Raw genomic sequence first — 12,833 nt, forward strand, 5'->3', positions numbered from 1 at the left:
CCGCCTCACTGGTCTCGGTGGTTCTGGTGCTGCTCGGGCAGGTGGCTGTCGGGGTGGGCCCACAGCAGGACGTTCTCCAGCCCGGCGGTCTCCCGTTCTTTCTGGAAGAACGAGATGACCTCCTGGTCGGAGTGGCGAAGGCTGAAGTGAGTCAGGACGAACAGCGTCCCCGGGTGGGCCTCGACAACGGGCTTGAGGCGGCTCCACACGGTGTGCCCTACGCGGTTCGCGCGTTCCAGTTCGGTGTCGTGGAGGAACGTGCACTCGGTGATGACGACCGGATAGTCGAAAAGCCACGGGTTGCGGTCGAACACGTTCACATGCGTGTCGCCGAGGAACGCGAACAGCGGCCGGTGGAGCTCCTCCTCGACGACCACGCCTTCCTTGCGCTTCTGCCCGATGATCCGGCCGAACTCACCGCTCCGGCCCTCCCGCGCGAGGGACCCCCGCAGCTCCTCGAACTCCGGCCGCAACGCCTTACGCCTGTCGGAGAACGCGTAACCGACGCACGGCACCTTGTGCTCGCACTCGACCACCCGTACGTGGTGTTGTCCCCGGCGGCCGAAGACGAACTCGTCGTCCTGGCGTACACCGTGCAGGCTGTGGCTAGCCGCCAAGGCCGGGTCGTAGCCGGCGCCATGGTTGAGCTCGGCGGACGCCCGCAGATAGGACTCCACGTAGGGCACGGCCTTGTCCGGCAGGTAGATGGTCGCGCCGGAGGCCAGAAAGTCGAGGTCTTTGGAATGGTCGTGATGCGTATGGGTCAGGAAAACGGTGTCGACCCGCCTTCCTTCACAGAGCCCCGCGTCCAGGCTGCACCGGAGCTCGGGGATGTGGAAGAACGTCTTATCGTTGGCGCGTGAGTAGCCGGTGAGGGTCAGTTCGGTCCCCGGTATGCGCCAGGTCTTCCACTGACGGAACGGATGGCCTTTGTCCAGTGGTTCGGGAGCCGGCAGTTCGGGAAGCCGCGTCATCGGGGCCGTCCTCTCAGCACCGTCGTCGACGGCGTCCCTAGCCATCGATTCGCGCCGATCGTAGCGATCACCTTCCGGGCGTACGACCGGATTTCTCGTGGCGGCCCGCCGCGTCGCCGAGGCGCTGGAGCACCGAGGCCCAGCCTTCGGTCGTCTCGCCGCCGAGCCGGAACGGCAGGCCGCTGTGCCGCAGGGTGAGCGTCGTGCCCGCGCCGTCGGGAACGAGCGTGATCTCGACCCGCGAGGCACCGGGCGCCAGGGCGGGCACCCCGGGGGAGGGCTCCCAGCCGAAGGTGAAGACGATCCGTTCATGCGGCACGAGCTCGACGAACGTCCCGCGCATCACCGGGCGCGGGCCGTCCTGCATCTCCACCCGCAGATCACCGCCGGGGCGCGCCTCCAGCTCGGCCTCGCCCCACCACCGCGCCAGGTAGGCCGGGTCAGTGAAGAACCGCCACACCGTCTCCGGCCGGGCCTCGATCCGCATCGTCTGCTCGACCGTCGCGCTCACGATGACTCCCCCCTGATTCGCGCTGTCTCTTCGCCTGCGAGAGCCCGTTCCTCCCTTTCGGCCGCGTCCTTCAGACGGCGCAGCGGGCCTGGCCACATCGTCTGGAAGAACATCGCCGCCTCGGCGAGGCCGTCGGGACGCATCCGGTACAGACGGCGGTTGCCGTCGCGGCGGACGTCCAGCAGCCCGGCCGTGACCAGGATCCGCAGGTGCTGGGAGACCGCCGGGCGGCTGATGCCGGGAAACCGCGCGGCGATGTCGCCCGCCGCGACCTCGCCGTCGCGGACCAGCACCAGGATCGCGCGGCGGGTCGGATCGGCGACCGCCCGCAACGCCTCGTCCACCGGGGCCCTCCCTTCTCGCCGGAAACATGTGTAAGTATTTAAGCAACATCTTACATACCTTCAGGGAGGCATGATGGCGCCGAGGCCGGAGAACAAGCGGCTGGACGTACTGGTCGGCCGCTGGCGGTCGGAGGGGCGGACGGTCCCCGCCGACGGGGAGCCGCCGGTGCGGATCGCCGGATCGGACGTCTACGAGTGGCTGGCGGGCGGATTCTTCCTCGTCCATCACGTGGACGTGCGCATGGGCGGCGACACGGTCGAGGTCATCGAGATGATCGGCCCGTATGACCCGGCGACCGGCACCTATCCCATGCGCTCGTTCGACGACCAGGGCAACTTCACCACCATGCACGCGGCCGTGGACGACCGCGGCGTCTGGACGTTCACCGGCGGCGCCGAGCGCGCGACCCTGACGATCGCTGAGGACGGCTCCACGATGAGCGCCCGGTGGGAACGCACCGACGACGGCTCGACATGGCTGCACTGGATGGACATGACCTTCGCCAGAGAAGCCTGACGCGGCCCCGGGGGAACGCCGGCGGCGGCGCCGCGGGCTTGCCGTGGCCCAGTGTCTGAACTAATGTCTGGACATGTGTCCGGTAATCACCAGCAACTGATGACTGAGTCCACCCGGCGGCGGCTCACCGACCGGCAGGCCGACACCGTGCGGCGGCTCACCGACGCGGCGGTGGAGGAGGTGCGGGAGGCCGGCTACGAGGGGCTGACCGTGCGGAACGTCGCCAAGCGGGCGGGCGTCGCGCCGGCCACGGCCTACACCTACTTCGCCTCCAAGAACCATCTGATCACCGAGGTGTTCTGGCGGCGGCTGAGCGCCCTGGACCCGGTCGCGGTGGAGGGCTCGACGAACGAACGCGTCGGCGTCGTGCTCCGCGAGATCGCACTCCTGGTCTCCGACGAGCCCGAACTCGCGGCGGCGTGCACGACCGCGATGCTCGGCACCGACCCCGACGTGAAGGAGCTGCGGATCAGGATCGGCATCGCGATCCGCGAACGGCTCCAGGCCGCCCTGGGCGACGCCGCCGACGACAAGGTGTTGGGCGCGCTGGAGCTGGCGTACGCGGGTGCCCTGGTGCACGCGGGCATGGGCTACACCTCGTACGCCCGCATGGCCGACCGGCTTGTCGAGATGGCCGAACTCATATTGCCCGACTCCGAGTGAGGTGACGGCTGTGGGGCGTTCCCCCGAGTCCTCGTACAGCTCTGTCTCTTACAGCCCTTACGACTACGCCATCCACGAGAACCCCTACCCGACGTACGCCAGGTTGAGGGACGAGGCGCCGCTCTACAGGAACGAGGAACTGGGCTTCTGGGCTCTGTCACGGCACGCGGACGTGGCGGCGGCCTTCAGGGACCACGTGACGTTCTCCAGCATGAACGGCGTCTCGCTGGAGCCGAGCGCCTGGGGACCGCACGCCCACAAGACGATGTCGTTCCTGGCCTTGGACCCGCCCCGGCACACGCGCATGCGGGCACTGGTCTCCAAGGGCTTCACGCCCCGGAGGGTCAAGGAGCTTGAGAGCGGCATCCTCGACCTCACGCGGCGCTATCTCGACCCGCTGGTGGAGGCGGGCGAGGGCGACTTCATCGAGACGTTCGCGGGGAAGCTGCCCATGGACGTCATCTCCCAGATGATGGGCGTCCCGGAGTCCGACCGGGCCGAGGTTCGGCGTCTGGCCGACCTGGTGGTGCACCGGGAGGAAGGCCTCAACGACGTACCGCCCGCCGGGATGCACGCCGCGCTCACCCTGGCCGGCTACTACGAGCAGATGGTCGCCGAACGCAGGAAGCGCCGGACCGGCGACCTGACGTCGGCCCTGCTGGACGCGGAGATCGACGGAGACCGGCTGGCGGACCGCGAGATCATCGCGTTCCTGTTCCTGATGGTCGTGGCGGGCAACGAGACGACGACCAAGCTCCTGGCCAACGCCCTGTACTGGGGCTGGCGCAATCCGGCCGAGTCGCGCAAGGCGCTGGACGACGCCGGACGCGTCGACGACTGGATCGAGGAGACCCTGCGCTACGACACCTCCAGCCAGATGCTCGCGCGGACGGTGACGCAGGAGACCACCTGGCACGGGCAGGCGATCCCGGCGGGGGAACGGATGTTGCTGCTCGTCGGGTCCGCCAACCGTGACCCGAGGGTGTTCGCCAAGGCCGACTCCTACGACCTCGACCAGGACACCTCGCAGCTCATCAGCTTCGGCGGCGGGCGGCACTTCTGCCTCGGCGCCAACCTGGCACGGCTGGAGGCCAGCATCGCGCTGACCGAGCTCGTCCGGCGGGTGTCGGCGTACGAGGTGGACGGCGACCGGGCCCGGCGCGTGCACTCGGTGAACGTCAGGGGGTTCGCGACCTTGCCCGTACGGCTGGAGAGGCGGCGGTAGTGCCCAGATTCGATCCACATCCCGAACGGCGCCCGGCGCTGGTGGCCGGGGCGTCGTCCGGCATCGGCGAGGCCACGGCCACGGCTCTGGCCATGGCCGGGCATCCGGTGGCTGTCGGCGCGCGGCGCGCCGGCAAGTGCGAGGAACTGGCGGCGACGATCCGCGCGGGCGGGGGAGAGGCGTTCGCGCATCCGCTGGACGTGGCCGACTCCGACTCGGTCAAGGCGTTCGTGGCGGCGGCGCAGGACGCGCTCGGGCCGATCGAGGTCCTCGTGTCGGGTGCGGGTGACCTGGCCGCCGACCGTATCCACGAGCTGGACTCCGACGGATTCCTCGCGCAGGTGCAGGTGCATCTGGTGGGTGCGCACCGGCTGGTGTCGCAGCTCGTGCCCGCGATGGTCGAGCGGGGGCGCGGAGACGTCGTCTTCATCTCCTCCGACGTCGTACGGGCGCCCCGGCCCCGGATGGGCGCGTACGTCGCCGCGAAGAACGGCGTCGAGGGCATGGCGCGGGTCATGCAGATGGAGCTGGAGGGCACCGGCGTACGCGCGTCGCTCGTCCGGCCCGGCCCCACGGCGACCGGGATGGGCATGGGCTGGGACGCGGAGACGACCGGCGCGGTACTGGAGGACTGGGTCAAGTGGGGCCTGGCCCGGCATCCGTACTTCCTGCGCCCCTCGGATGTCGCGGCGGCCGTGGCCGCCGTGGTGGGAACGCCGCGCGGCGCGCACCTGTCACTGGTGGAAGTCCAACCCGAGGCACCCGTGGAGAAGCCATGACGATCCCTGTCGTGTCCGGCGGTCCCGACCACCTGGACGAGCTGCGGACCGATCCCATCGCGCTGATGCGCCGCGTCCGCGCCGAATGCGGCGACGTGGGCGAGTTCCGGCTCGCGGACCGGCGCGTGGTGCTGCTGTCGGGCGAGGAGGCCAACGAGTTCTTCTTCCGCGCCCCGGACGAGGAGCTCGACCAGGCCGAGGCGTACCCGTTCATGACGCCCATCTTCGGCGAGGGCGTCGTCTTCGACGCCACCCCGGAGGAACGCCGCGAGGCGCTGCACAACCAGGCGCTCAAGGGCGCGTTCCTCAAGGGCCACGCGGCGACGATCGCGGCCGAGGTGGACCGGATGGTCGCCGGATGGGGCGCCGAAGGGGAGATCGACCTGCTCGACTGGTTCGCCGAGCTGACCATCTACACCTCGTCCGCCTGCCTGATCGGCACGAAGTTCCGCGAGCAGCTCGACCGGCGGTTCGCCGAGCTCTACCACGATCTCGAACGCGGCACCGACGCGATCGCCTACGTCGACCCGTACGCGCCGATCGAGAGCTTCCGCAAGCGCGACGAGGCGCGGGCGGCGCTGGTCGAGCTCGTCCAGGGCATCATGAACGGGCGGCCGCCCAACCCGCCGAAGGAGGACCGCGACCTCCTCGACGTCCTCATGTCCATCAGGAACGAGGACGGCACGCCGCGCTTCGGCGCCGACCAGGTGACCGGGATGTTCATCTCGATGATGTTCGCCGGGCACCACACCACGTCCGGAACGGCCGCGTGGACGCTGATCGAGCTGCTGCGCCACCCGGACGTGCTGACCGGCGTCGTGACCGAGCTGGACGACCTGTACGCCGACGGCAGCGAGGTCAGCTTCCAGGCGTTGCGCGAGATCCCCAAGCTGGAGTCGGCGGTCAAGGAGGCGCTGCGGCTTCATCCGCCGCTGATCCTGCTGCTGCGGGTGGCCAAATCCGACCAGGAGGTGCTCGGCCACCGCATCCCCGAGGGCACGATGGTCGGCTGCAGCCTGGCGGTCTCCAACCGGATCGCCGAGGACTTCCCCGAGCCGGACGCGTTCCGGCCCGAACGCTACGCCAAGCCGCGCGAGGAGGATCTCGCGCACCGCTGGACGTGGGTGCCGTTCGGCGCGGGACGGCACCGCTGCGTCGGCGCCAACTTCGCGATGATCCAGCTGAAGGCGATCTTCTCGGTGCTGCTGCGCGACTGGGAGTTCGACCTCGCCCAGCCGCCCGAGACGTACCGCAACGACCACTCCAAGATGGTCGTGCAGCTGGCCCGGCCCTGCGTCGTCCGCTACCGCCGCAGGAGGCCGTCATGAGGGTCGAGGCGGACCTCGACCTGTGCCAGGGCCACGCGATGTGCGAACTGGAGGCGCCCGGCGTCTTCGAGGTGCCGCCCAAGGGCAAGGTCCGCGTCCTGAACGCCGAACCGCCGGGCGACCTGCGTGACGAGGTCGCCGCCGCGGTCCGTTACTGCCCCACCCAGGCGCTCACACTGAAGGAGACCCCGTGACCGGCTTTGCGCGCGAGGAACTCGACGACATGGTCCAGTACTGGCTGGACACCAACCGGCGCTGCGAGGAACTCGGCGACTGGCGGCCGCTGGCCGAGCTCTACACCGAGGACGCCACGTACGGCTGGAACATCGGCCCGAACCAGGACTTCATGGCCGTCGGCCGCGACGAGATCCGCGACCTGGCGCTGGGGTCGGAGATGGGCGGCCTGGACGGCTGGTCCTACCCGTACCAGAGCATCCTGATCGACGAGCGCAAGGGCGAGGTCGTGGGCTTCTGGAAGCAGGTCGCCGACGCCCGGCGGCCGGACGGCACTCCCTACGAGGTGGCGGGGATCGGTGGCAGCTGGTTCCGGTACGCGGGCGACCGGCGGTGGTCCTGGCAGCGCGACTGGTTCGACCTCGGCAACGTCACCTCGCTGTTCGTCGAGATGATGAAGGCCGAGGTGCTGTCGGACGGGATGAAGCGGCGGCTCGACCGCGCCGCCTCCGGCGAGCCGATCCCCGGCTACTACAGACGCGGCGAGAGCCCGGCGTCCCTCTGGTGACCCGGCGAGGTCAGATCTGGCCTTCGGGCTTCTCCGGGATCGTGGCGGTGATCGCCTTGCCGAACTCGATCAGCACGTCCCCGGGCGGTGCGTACTTGGCGGGCACCGTCACCTCGACGTACGCCTGGCGCGCGACCGCCGTCCAGGTCACCGGGCGGCCCGCCGGCTGACCGAACCAGTCGACGCCGTTGATGGTCATCAGCCGCGAGACGGGCCGCAACGCCGCGGGCCGCGGCACGCCGCAGCGCAGCGCGATCGCGGGCGAGCCCCAGGCGGCGGTCAGCGGCGAATCCGGGTCGGTGTCACGGCGCGACAGGCCGTTCACCTTCTCCGGCAGCCGCAGGCCCGCGCAGAGCCGCGCGGTCGCGGCGTCTGGGCTCGGCGGCGGCACCTGGACCGCGCCGTCCCCGCACCCGGCCACCGCGAACAGGGTGACCCCGAGCGACGCGAGCGCACGGCCGGGCGAGGTGAACGGGCGGCGGTGAAGCACAGAGGCGGAGCCCTCAGATGTGCACGATCGGGCAGGTGAGCGTCCGGGTGATCCCTTCGACCGCCTGGATCTGCGCGACGACGAGCTTGCCCAGCTCGTCGACATTGTTGGCCTCCGCTCGGACGATCACGTCGTACGGCCCCGTCACGTCCTCCGCCAGTTTGACGCCCGAGATACCGGCGATCTCACGGGCCACTGCGGCAGCCTTGCCTACCTCGGTCTGGATGAGGATGTAGGCCTGCACCATCACGTCCTCCCCGGGCGGAGAATTAGCCGTTGGAAGTTCACCGTATCGTGTTACGCGGCGCGGCGGGGAGCCGGGGGCGATCAAAGAATGCGGACGGAGCCGGAGACGTTGGAGACCATCGGGGAGCTGGGCGAGTTCGGCCTGATCGCCCGGCTGACGCGGCGGCTGCCGCGGGGTCCGGCGGTCGAGCTGGGGCCGGGCGACGACGCGGCGGTGGTCCGGGCGCCGGACGGGCGGACCGTGGCGACCACCGACCTGCTCGTGGAGGGACGGCACTTCCGCCTCGACTGGTCCGGCCCGTACGACGTCGGCCGCAAGGCCGCCGCGCAGAACCTCGCCGACGTCGTCGCCATGGGCGCGCGGCCGACCGTGCTCCTGATCGGGCTCGCCCTGCCCACGGACACGTCCGTGGAATGGGCCGAGCGGCTCTACGACGGCCTCGCGGACGAGTGCCTGCGGGCCGGGGCCTCCGTGGCCGGCGGGGACGTCGTGGGCGCGTCCGAGATCACGATCGCGGTCACGGCGCTCGGCGATCTGGGCGGCCGGCCGCCCCTGACCCGCTCCGGTGCCCGGCCGGGCGACGTCGTCGCCCTGCGCGGCCGGATCGGCTACTCCTCGGCGGGCCTGGCGCTGCTGTCCGGCGGGCTGGAGGGCCCGGCGGAGCTGATCGAGGCGCACCGGCGCCCGCAGCCGCCGTACGAGGCGGGGGAGGAGGCGCGGGCGCTGGGCGCGACCGCCCTGATGGACGTGAGTGACGGGCTGCTTCAAGACCTCGGCCACATCGCCTCCGCGAGCGGAGTGCGGATCGAGGTCGACAGCGCCGCGATGCCGGTGGCGGACGTGCTCGGTCCGGACGGGCTCGGGCACGCGCTGGTCGGCGGCGAGGACCACGCCTTCGCCGCCGCGTTCCCCGCCGGGGCAGCCCTCCCGCCCGCGTGGACCGTGATCGGGAACGTCACCGAGGGTGACGGCGTGGCCGTGGACGGGCGGCTCCACGGGGGTGGTGGCTGGGATCACTTCCGCAGGTGAACGCGGGTGAGGGCCCTGTCCTGGAGGCCACTCATTTAGCGATCCGGTAGGCATGTTTGATACGGGTTTGGTATACCTTCCTGTGATCGAAGAGGGATGGGATGGGACGACACACCAAGGCGCAGCAGCCGGATGACGAGGGGCCTCATCAGGCTCCGCCGTCGGCCGCCGCGGCACCCGTACCGCCTCCCGCGGCCGGGAGCCCGCCCGTCTCCCCCGGCGTGACCCTCCCGGACGTCAACGCCCTCTATCAGACCCGGGGGCCGTCCCCGGGGCCCGCGACCGACCGTCCCGCCGCCGCGGGCCGCCCGCCCGCGACAGGCAGGCCGGCCGTCCCGGCGCCGCCGGCCGGCGCGGCGACCGGAGCGCCCCGCCCGCCACGGGCCGCCACGCCCGAAGCCGGCCGCCCGGCGCGCAACTGGTCCAAGAAGCTCGTCATCACCCCGCTCCTGCCCGTGACCGCGCTCGTGATCGCCGTCGGCGTCGTCGCGTACGCGGGGAGCACCTCGCAGATCTCCCTCAACTTCGGCGGCGGCGCCCACGAGCCCGTCGAGTCCAAGGACGGCCAGGTCTCCGAACGCGAACAGGGCGGCCGCACCAGCCGCGCCGCGCGCGCGGCGGGCCTCGTCGTGGCGTTCCGGCCGGCGGGCTCCACCCCGACCGGGTTCCGGGGCACGGTCACCATCGGCAACCGGGGCGCCCGGCCGGTCGGCGACTGGGCGATCGCGTTCACGATCCCCAACGTCACGTTCGCCTCCGCGACCGGGGGCACGGTCGTCGAGACCGGCCCGCGGCTCTACGTGCGCAAGGCGCCCGGCGCGCCGGCGCTGGCGCCCGGCCAGCGCGTGCGCATCTCGTACGTGGCCGAGGGCGTCCTGCGCTCGCCCTCCGCATGCATGATCAACAAGCGTCCTTGTGTCCGGGTCTGACCCGTTTCGTTGCCGTCTAGAGTGAAGACCATGACGCCGAACCCTCCGCCCCGCGTGCTCACCATCGCCGGCTCCGACTCCGGCGGCGGCGCCGGGATCCAGGCGGACCTGAAGACGATGCTCGCCCTCGGCACGCACGGCATGAGCGTCATCGCGGCCGTCACCGCCCAGAACTCCCTCGGCGTCCAGGGCTACTGGGAACTGACCCCCGAGGCCGTCCGCGCCCAGCTCGACTCGGTGCTCGACGACATCGGCGCCCAGGCCGTCAAGACCGGCATGCTCGCCTCCACCGCGCTCGTCGAGACCGTAGCGGAACGGCTCGCCACGGTCGGCGCCCCCGTCGTCGTCGATCCCGTGGGCGTCTCCAAGCACGGCGACTCGCTGCTGGCCCCGGACGCCGTGACCGCCGTCCGTTCGGCCCTGCTTCCCGTCGCCACCGTCGTGACCCCCAATCTCTACGAGGTCGAGCAGCTCACCGGCATCAAGGTGGCGGACGAGTCCGGCCTTCGCGAGGCGGCCGAGGCCGTCAAGGCCCTCGGCCCCACCTGGGTGCTGATCAAGGGCGGCCACCTGCCGGGCGACCCCGTCGACCTGCTCTTCGACGGCACGACCGAGCACCGCTTCACCGCACCGCGCCACGACAACCGCCACACCCACGGCACAGGCTGCACCCTGGCCTCGGCCATCGCCTCGCACCTCGCCCTCGGCTCCGACGTCCCCACCGCCGTCACCAAGGCCAAGGCCTACGTCACAGGCGCCATAGCCGCCGGCTTCCCGCTAGGCGCAGGAATAGGCCCCGTAGACCATAATTGGCAGCGCTGACCGCTTTACCGGCCTCGACGGCCTCGCCTGGCGGCTCGGCCGCCGAACCGGCAAAGGGCGAGCGCGGCATCGCTTCGCGATCTTCGCGTGAAGCTTCGCCTGGCGGCTCGCTCCAGCTCAGGTCACGCGCTCGCGTGCGGGTTGGGCGCCGTTCATCACCGGGCAAAAGCAAAGTCGGCTCACCTGATTGGTGAGCCGACTGAGGCTTGGGATGTGACCGTCAGACGGTCGGCTTGGCCACTTTTCCGGCCTTGATGCAGGAGGTGCAGGCGTTGATGCGCTTGGTGCCACCGTTCACGACGGCGCGCACACGCTGGATGTTGGGGTTCCAGCGGCGCGGGGTGCGGCGGTGCGAGTGGGAGACACTCATGCCGAAACCGGGTCCCTTGCCGCAGACGTCGCAGACGGAAGCCACGGGAAACTCCAAAGTGGGTGTCGGTGCTCTGAACGGAACGCCCCCGGCCGGAGAGGCCGCTCGGAGCGCTCGCTGAAGGCGCCTCGGAGGAGGCGCATGGACCAGAGTAGCCGAGGTCGCGTCCGGGAGGCGAATCGGCGACGGGTTCCCAAGGGGACGCCTCGCGCGATACAGAATGATGCGGGCATGGCGGGAGAGGGGCGCGGGTGTGACTGAGGTCCTCGACGGGGCGGCGGTACGGCAGTGGTGCAGGCTCGCGGCCGAGGCGCTCGGCCGCACCCGGGGGGAGATCGACGCGCTCAACGTGTTCCCCGTTCCCGACGGCGACACCGGGACCAACCTGCATCTGACGGTCCTGGCGGCGGCGGAGGCCGCCGAGGCGCTCCCGGAGGGCGTCGGGAACGCCGAGACCTGGCGGGCGCTGGCGCAGGGGGCGCTGCTGGGGGCCCGGGGCAATTCCGGAGTGATCCTCAGCCAGGTCTTCCGGGGGCTCGCCGAGATCATGGGACGGCCGGGCATCCGGGTGGACGCGGAGGTCTTCGCCGAGGCCCTGGAGTACGCGTCGGTGCTGGCCCGCAACGCGGTCGAGCATCCGGTCGAGGGCACGATCCTCAGCGTGCTCCAGGAGGCGTCCACCGCCACCGAGACGGGCGACGGTCTCGCCGGGGCGGCGCGGGCGGCTGCGACCGGGGCCCGCCAGGCGCTGCGCAAGACCACCGGCCAGCTCGACGTGCTCGCACGCAGCGGCGTGGTGGACGCGGGCGCCGCGGGGCTCTGCGTGGTCCTGGAGGCGCTCGCCGCGGTGATCACCGAGGAGTTCCCCGAGCGGTACGAGATCCCCGCCCGCACCCACGGCGAGCCCGCCGTACGGGAGGAGCCGGAGAGCACCAGTCCCGCGTACGAGGTCATGTACCTCCTCGACGCCCCCGACGACACCATCCACGATCTCCGTGAGTCCCTGGACGGCCTCGGCGACTCCCTGGTCGTCGTCGGCGGTGACGGCCTGTGGAACGTCCACGTCCACGTGGACGACGCCGGAGCGGCCATCGAGGCGGGGCTCACGGCCGGCCGCCCGCACCGCATCCGGGTGACCTACCTGCACATGATCGACGAGGGGCAGCCGCACGCGCCCCACGTCGGGCGTGCCGTGGTCGCGGTCACCGCCGCCGACGGCCTCGCCGCGCTCTTCGAGGGATGCGGCGCCCGGGTCGTCCGCCGCGAGCCGGGCACCGTTCCGCCGCTCGCGGTCCTGGCCGAGGCGATCCTGGCCGCCGGAGACGAGGTGGCGGTGCTGCCGAACGAGCCCGAGGTGCTCGCCCTCGCGGAGGCCGCCGCGGAACGCGCCCGCGACGCCGGGGCCCGCATCGCCGTCGTGCCGACCAAGGCGTCCGTCCAGGGCCTCGCGGCGCTCGCGGTGCACGACCCGCTGCGCCGCTTCGCCGACGACGTGATCGCCATGACCCGGGCCGCGGGCGCGACCAGGTTCGGTCATCTGGAGGTCGCCGCGGAGGAGGCGTTCACCAGCGTGGGCCTCTGCCAGCCCGGCGATGTTCTGGGCCTGATCGACGGCGATGTCGCCGTGATCGGCTCTGAGCTCGCCGAGGTGGCCCGCCAGTGCCTCGGCCGGATGCTGTCCGGCGGCGGCGAGCTCGTGACCCTGATCGTCGGCACCCACGCACCGTCCGGCCTGGCCGAGGGCCTCGAAGACCACCTCCGCGAAGTACGCCCCGACGTCGAGGTCGGCGTCTACGACGGCGCCCAGGAGCTCTACCCGCTGCTCATCGGAGTCGAGTGACCCCGTCATGGGCTAGAAAAGAC

Annotated in this window: 17 protein-coding genes; 11 read left to right on the plus strand and 6 right to left on the minus strand. The window is 71.4% G+C overall.

Going from position 1 to position 12,833, the window contains the following annotated elements:
* Positions 1-5: 5 nt before the first annotated feature.
* From ABD333_RS01190 to ABD333_RS01200, 3 genes are all read right to left on the minus strand, one after another.
* Positions 6-974 (minus strand): MBL fold metallo-hydrolase, encoded by a 969-nt coding sequence (locus ABD333_RS01190; RefSeq protein WP_344536797.1) that lies wholly within the window; start codon positions 972-974, stop codon positions 6-8.
* Between the two features lie 67 nt (positions 975-1,041).
* Complete coding sequence (locus ABD333_RS01195) at positions 1,042-1,485, minus strand: SRPBCC family protein (RefSeq protein ID WP_344536799.1); 444 nt, start codon at positions 1,483-1,485, stop codon at positions 1,042-1,044.
* Entirely contained in the window at positions 1,482-1,829 is a 348-nt protein-coding gene (locus ABD333_RS01200) for an ArsR/SmtB family transcription factor (protein ID WP_344536801.1), read from the minus strand. Before ABD333_RS01200 ends, ABD333_RS01195 begins: the two co-directional genes overlap by 4 nt.
* Positions 1,830-1,899: 70 nt before the next feature.
* On the opposite strand from ABD333_RS01200, the gene ABD333_RS01205 reads away from it, so the two are divergent.
* From ABD333_RS01205 to ABD333_RS01235, 7 genes are all read left to right on the plus strand, one after another.
* Positions 1,900-2,346 (plus strand): DUF1579 family protein, encoded by a 447-nt coding sequence (locus tag ABD333_RS01205; protein WP_344536803.1) that lies wholly within the window; start codon positions 1,900-1,902, stop codon positions 2,344-2,346.
* 99 nt (positions 2,347-2,445) lie between these two features.
* Positions 2,446-3,009: a TetR/AcrR family transcriptional regulator gene (locus tag ABD333_RS01210; protein WP_344536805.1), complete on the plus strand. Its 564-nt coding sequence runs from the start codon at positions 2,446-2,448 to the stop codon at positions 3,007-3,009.
* 10 nt (positions 3,010-3,019) lie between these two features.
* Complete coding sequence (locus ABD333_RS01215) at positions 3,020-4,234, plus strand: cytochrome P450 (protein WP_344536806.1); 1,215 nt, start codon at positions 3,020-3,022, stop codon at positions 4,232-4,234.
* Positions 4,234-5,013 carry an SDR family oxidoreductase gene (locus tag ABD333_RS01220; RefSeq protein ID WP_344536807.1) on the plus strand — a complete coding sequence of 260 codons (780 nt, stop codon included), beginning with the start codon at positions 4,234-4,236 and terminating at the stop codon, positions 5,011-5,013. The genes ABD333_RS01215 and ABD333_RS01220 overlap by 1 nt, the downstream gene beginning before the upstream one ends.
* Positions 5,010-6,341, plus strand: a complete 1,332-nt coding sequence (locus ABD333_RS01225; RefSeq protein ID WP_344536809.1) for a cytochrome P450 — start codon at positions 5,010-5,012, stop codon at positions 6,339-6,341. Before ABD333_RS01220 ends, ABD333_RS01225 begins: the two co-directional genes overlap by 4 nt.
* Positions 6,338-6,535 (plus strand): ferredoxin, encoded by a 198-nt coding sequence (locus tag ABD333_RS01230; protein WP_344536811.1) that lies wholly within the window; start codon positions 6,338-6,340, stop codon positions 6,533-6,535. Before ABD333_RS01225 ends, ABD333_RS01230 begins: the two co-directional genes overlap by 4 nt.
* Entirely contained in the window at positions 6,532-7,083 is a 552-nt protein-coding gene (locus ABD333_RS01235) for a nuclear transport factor 2 family protein (RefSeq protein ID WP_344536813.1), read from the plus strand. The genes ABD333_RS01230 and ABD333_RS01235 overlap by 4 nt, the downstream gene beginning before the upstream one ends.
* 10 nt (positions 7,084-7,093) lie before the next feature.
* Here ABD333_RS01235 and ABD333_RS01240 read toward each other — a convergent pair whose 3' ends face one another.
* Together ABD333_RS01240 and ABD333_RS01245 are read right to left on the minus strand one after the other, a co-directional pair.
* The gene (locus ABD333_RS01240; protein ID WP_344536815.1) at positions 7,094-7,573 is read right to left on the minus strand and encodes a DUF3515 domain-containing protein; all 480 of its coding nucleotides are present in this window, start codon (positions 7,571-7,573) and stop codon (positions 7,094-7,096) included.
* Positions 7,574-7,586: 13 nt separating this feature from the next.
* Positions 7,587-7,820, minus strand: coding sequence for an Lrp/AsnC ligand binding domain-containing protein (locus ABD333_RS01245; protein WP_344536817.1), 234 nt, complete (start codon positions 7,818-7,820; stop codon positions 7,587-7,589).
* Between the two features lie 87 nt (positions 7,821-7,907).
* Here ABD333_RS01245 and ABD333_RS01250 point away from each other — a divergent pair, with 87 nt between their 5' ends.
* The 3 genes from ABD333_RS01250 to thiD all read left to right on the plus strand — a co-directional run bounded on the left by ABD333_RS01250 (position 7,908) and on the right by thiD (position 10,600).
* Entirely contained in the window at positions 7,908-8,849 is a 942-nt protein-coding gene (locus ABD333_RS01250) for a thiamine-phosphate kinase (RefSeq protein WP_344536818.1), read from the plus strand.
* A gap of 101 nt (positions 8,850-8,950) precedes the next feature.
* A complete protein-coding gene (locus ABD333_RS01255; RefSeq protein WP_344536820.1) occupies positions 8,951-9,778 on the plus strand; it encodes a cellulose binding domain-containing protein in 828 nt (275 codons plus the stop codon).
* Positions 9,779-9,808: 30 nt separating this feature from the next.
* Positions 9,809-10,600, plus strand: coding sequence for a bifunctional hydroxymethylpyrimidine kinase/phosphomethylpyrimidine kinase (gene thiD / locus ABD333_RS01260; RefSeq protein ID WP_344536822.1), 792 nt, complete (start codon positions 9,809-9,811; stop codon positions 10,598-10,600).
* Between the two features lie 220 nt (positions 10,601-10,820).
* Here the strand turns inward: thiD and rpmB are convergent, their stop codons facing one another.
* On the minus strand, positions 10,821-11,015 hold the full coding sequence (gene rpmB / locus ABD333_RS01265) for a 50S ribosomal protein L28 (RefSeq protein ID WP_208263556.1): 195 nt from the start codon (positions 11,013-11,015) through the stop codon (positions 10,821-10,823).
* A gap of 208 nt (positions 11,016-11,223) precedes the next feature.
* Between rpmB and ABD333_RS01270 the strand changes: the two genes are divergently transcribed.
* Positions 11,224-12,810: a DAK2 domain-containing protein gene (locus ABD333_RS01270; RefSeq protein WP_344536826.1), complete on the plus strand. Its 1,587-nt coding sequence runs from the start codon at positions 11,224-11,226 to the stop codon at positions 12,808-12,810.
* Positions 12,811-12,833 lie beyond the last annotated feature (23 nt).

It is taken from the genome of Actinomadura fulvescens (genome assembly GCF_039533225.1).
Lineage (GTDB): Bacteria > Actinomycetota > Actinomycetes > Streptosporangiales > Streptosporangiaceae > Spirillospora > Spirillospora fulvescens.

What these genes read in the sequence shown, in the direction of transcription:
- ABD333_RS01190 (WP_344536797.1), bottom strand. Translation starts at nt 974, where the DNA reads ATGACGCGGCTTCCCGAACTGCCGGCTCCCGAACCACTGGACAAAGGC.
- ABD333_RS01205 (WP_344536803.1), top strand. Translation starts at nt 1,900, where the DNA reads ATGATGGCGCCGAGGCCGGAGAACAAGCGGCTGGACGTACTGGTCGGC.
- ABD333_RS01210 (WP_344536805.1), top strand. Translation starts at nt 2,446, where the DNA reads ATGACTGAGTCCACCCGGCGGCGGCTCACCGACCGGCAGGCCGACACC.
- ABD333_RS01225 (WP_344536809.1), top strand. Translation starts at nt 5,010, where the DNA reads ATGACGATCCCTGTCGTGTCCGGCGGTCCCGACCACCTGGACGAGCTG.
- ABD333_RS01230 (WP_344536811.1), top strand. Translation starts at nt 6,338, where the DNA reads ATGAGGGTCGAGGCGGACCTCGACCTGTGCCAGGGCCACGCGATGTGC.
- ABD333_RS01245 (WP_344536817.1), bottom strand. Translation starts at nt 7,820, where the DNA reads ATGGTGCAGGCCTACATCCTCATCCAGACCGAGGTAGGCAAGGCTGCC.
- ABD333_RS01250 (WP_344536818.1), top strand. Translation starts at nt 7,908, where the DNA reads ATGCGGACGGAGCCGGAGACGTTGGAGACCATCGGGGAGCTGGGCGAG.
- ABD333_RS01255 (WP_344536820.1), top strand. Translation starts at nt 8,951, where the DNA reads ATGGGACGACACACCAAGGCGCAGCAGCCGGATGACGAGGGGCCTCAT.
- thiD (WP_344536822.1), top strand. Translation starts at nt 9,809, where the DNA reads ATGACGCCGAACCCTCCGCCCCGCGTGCTCACCATCGCCGGCTCCGAC.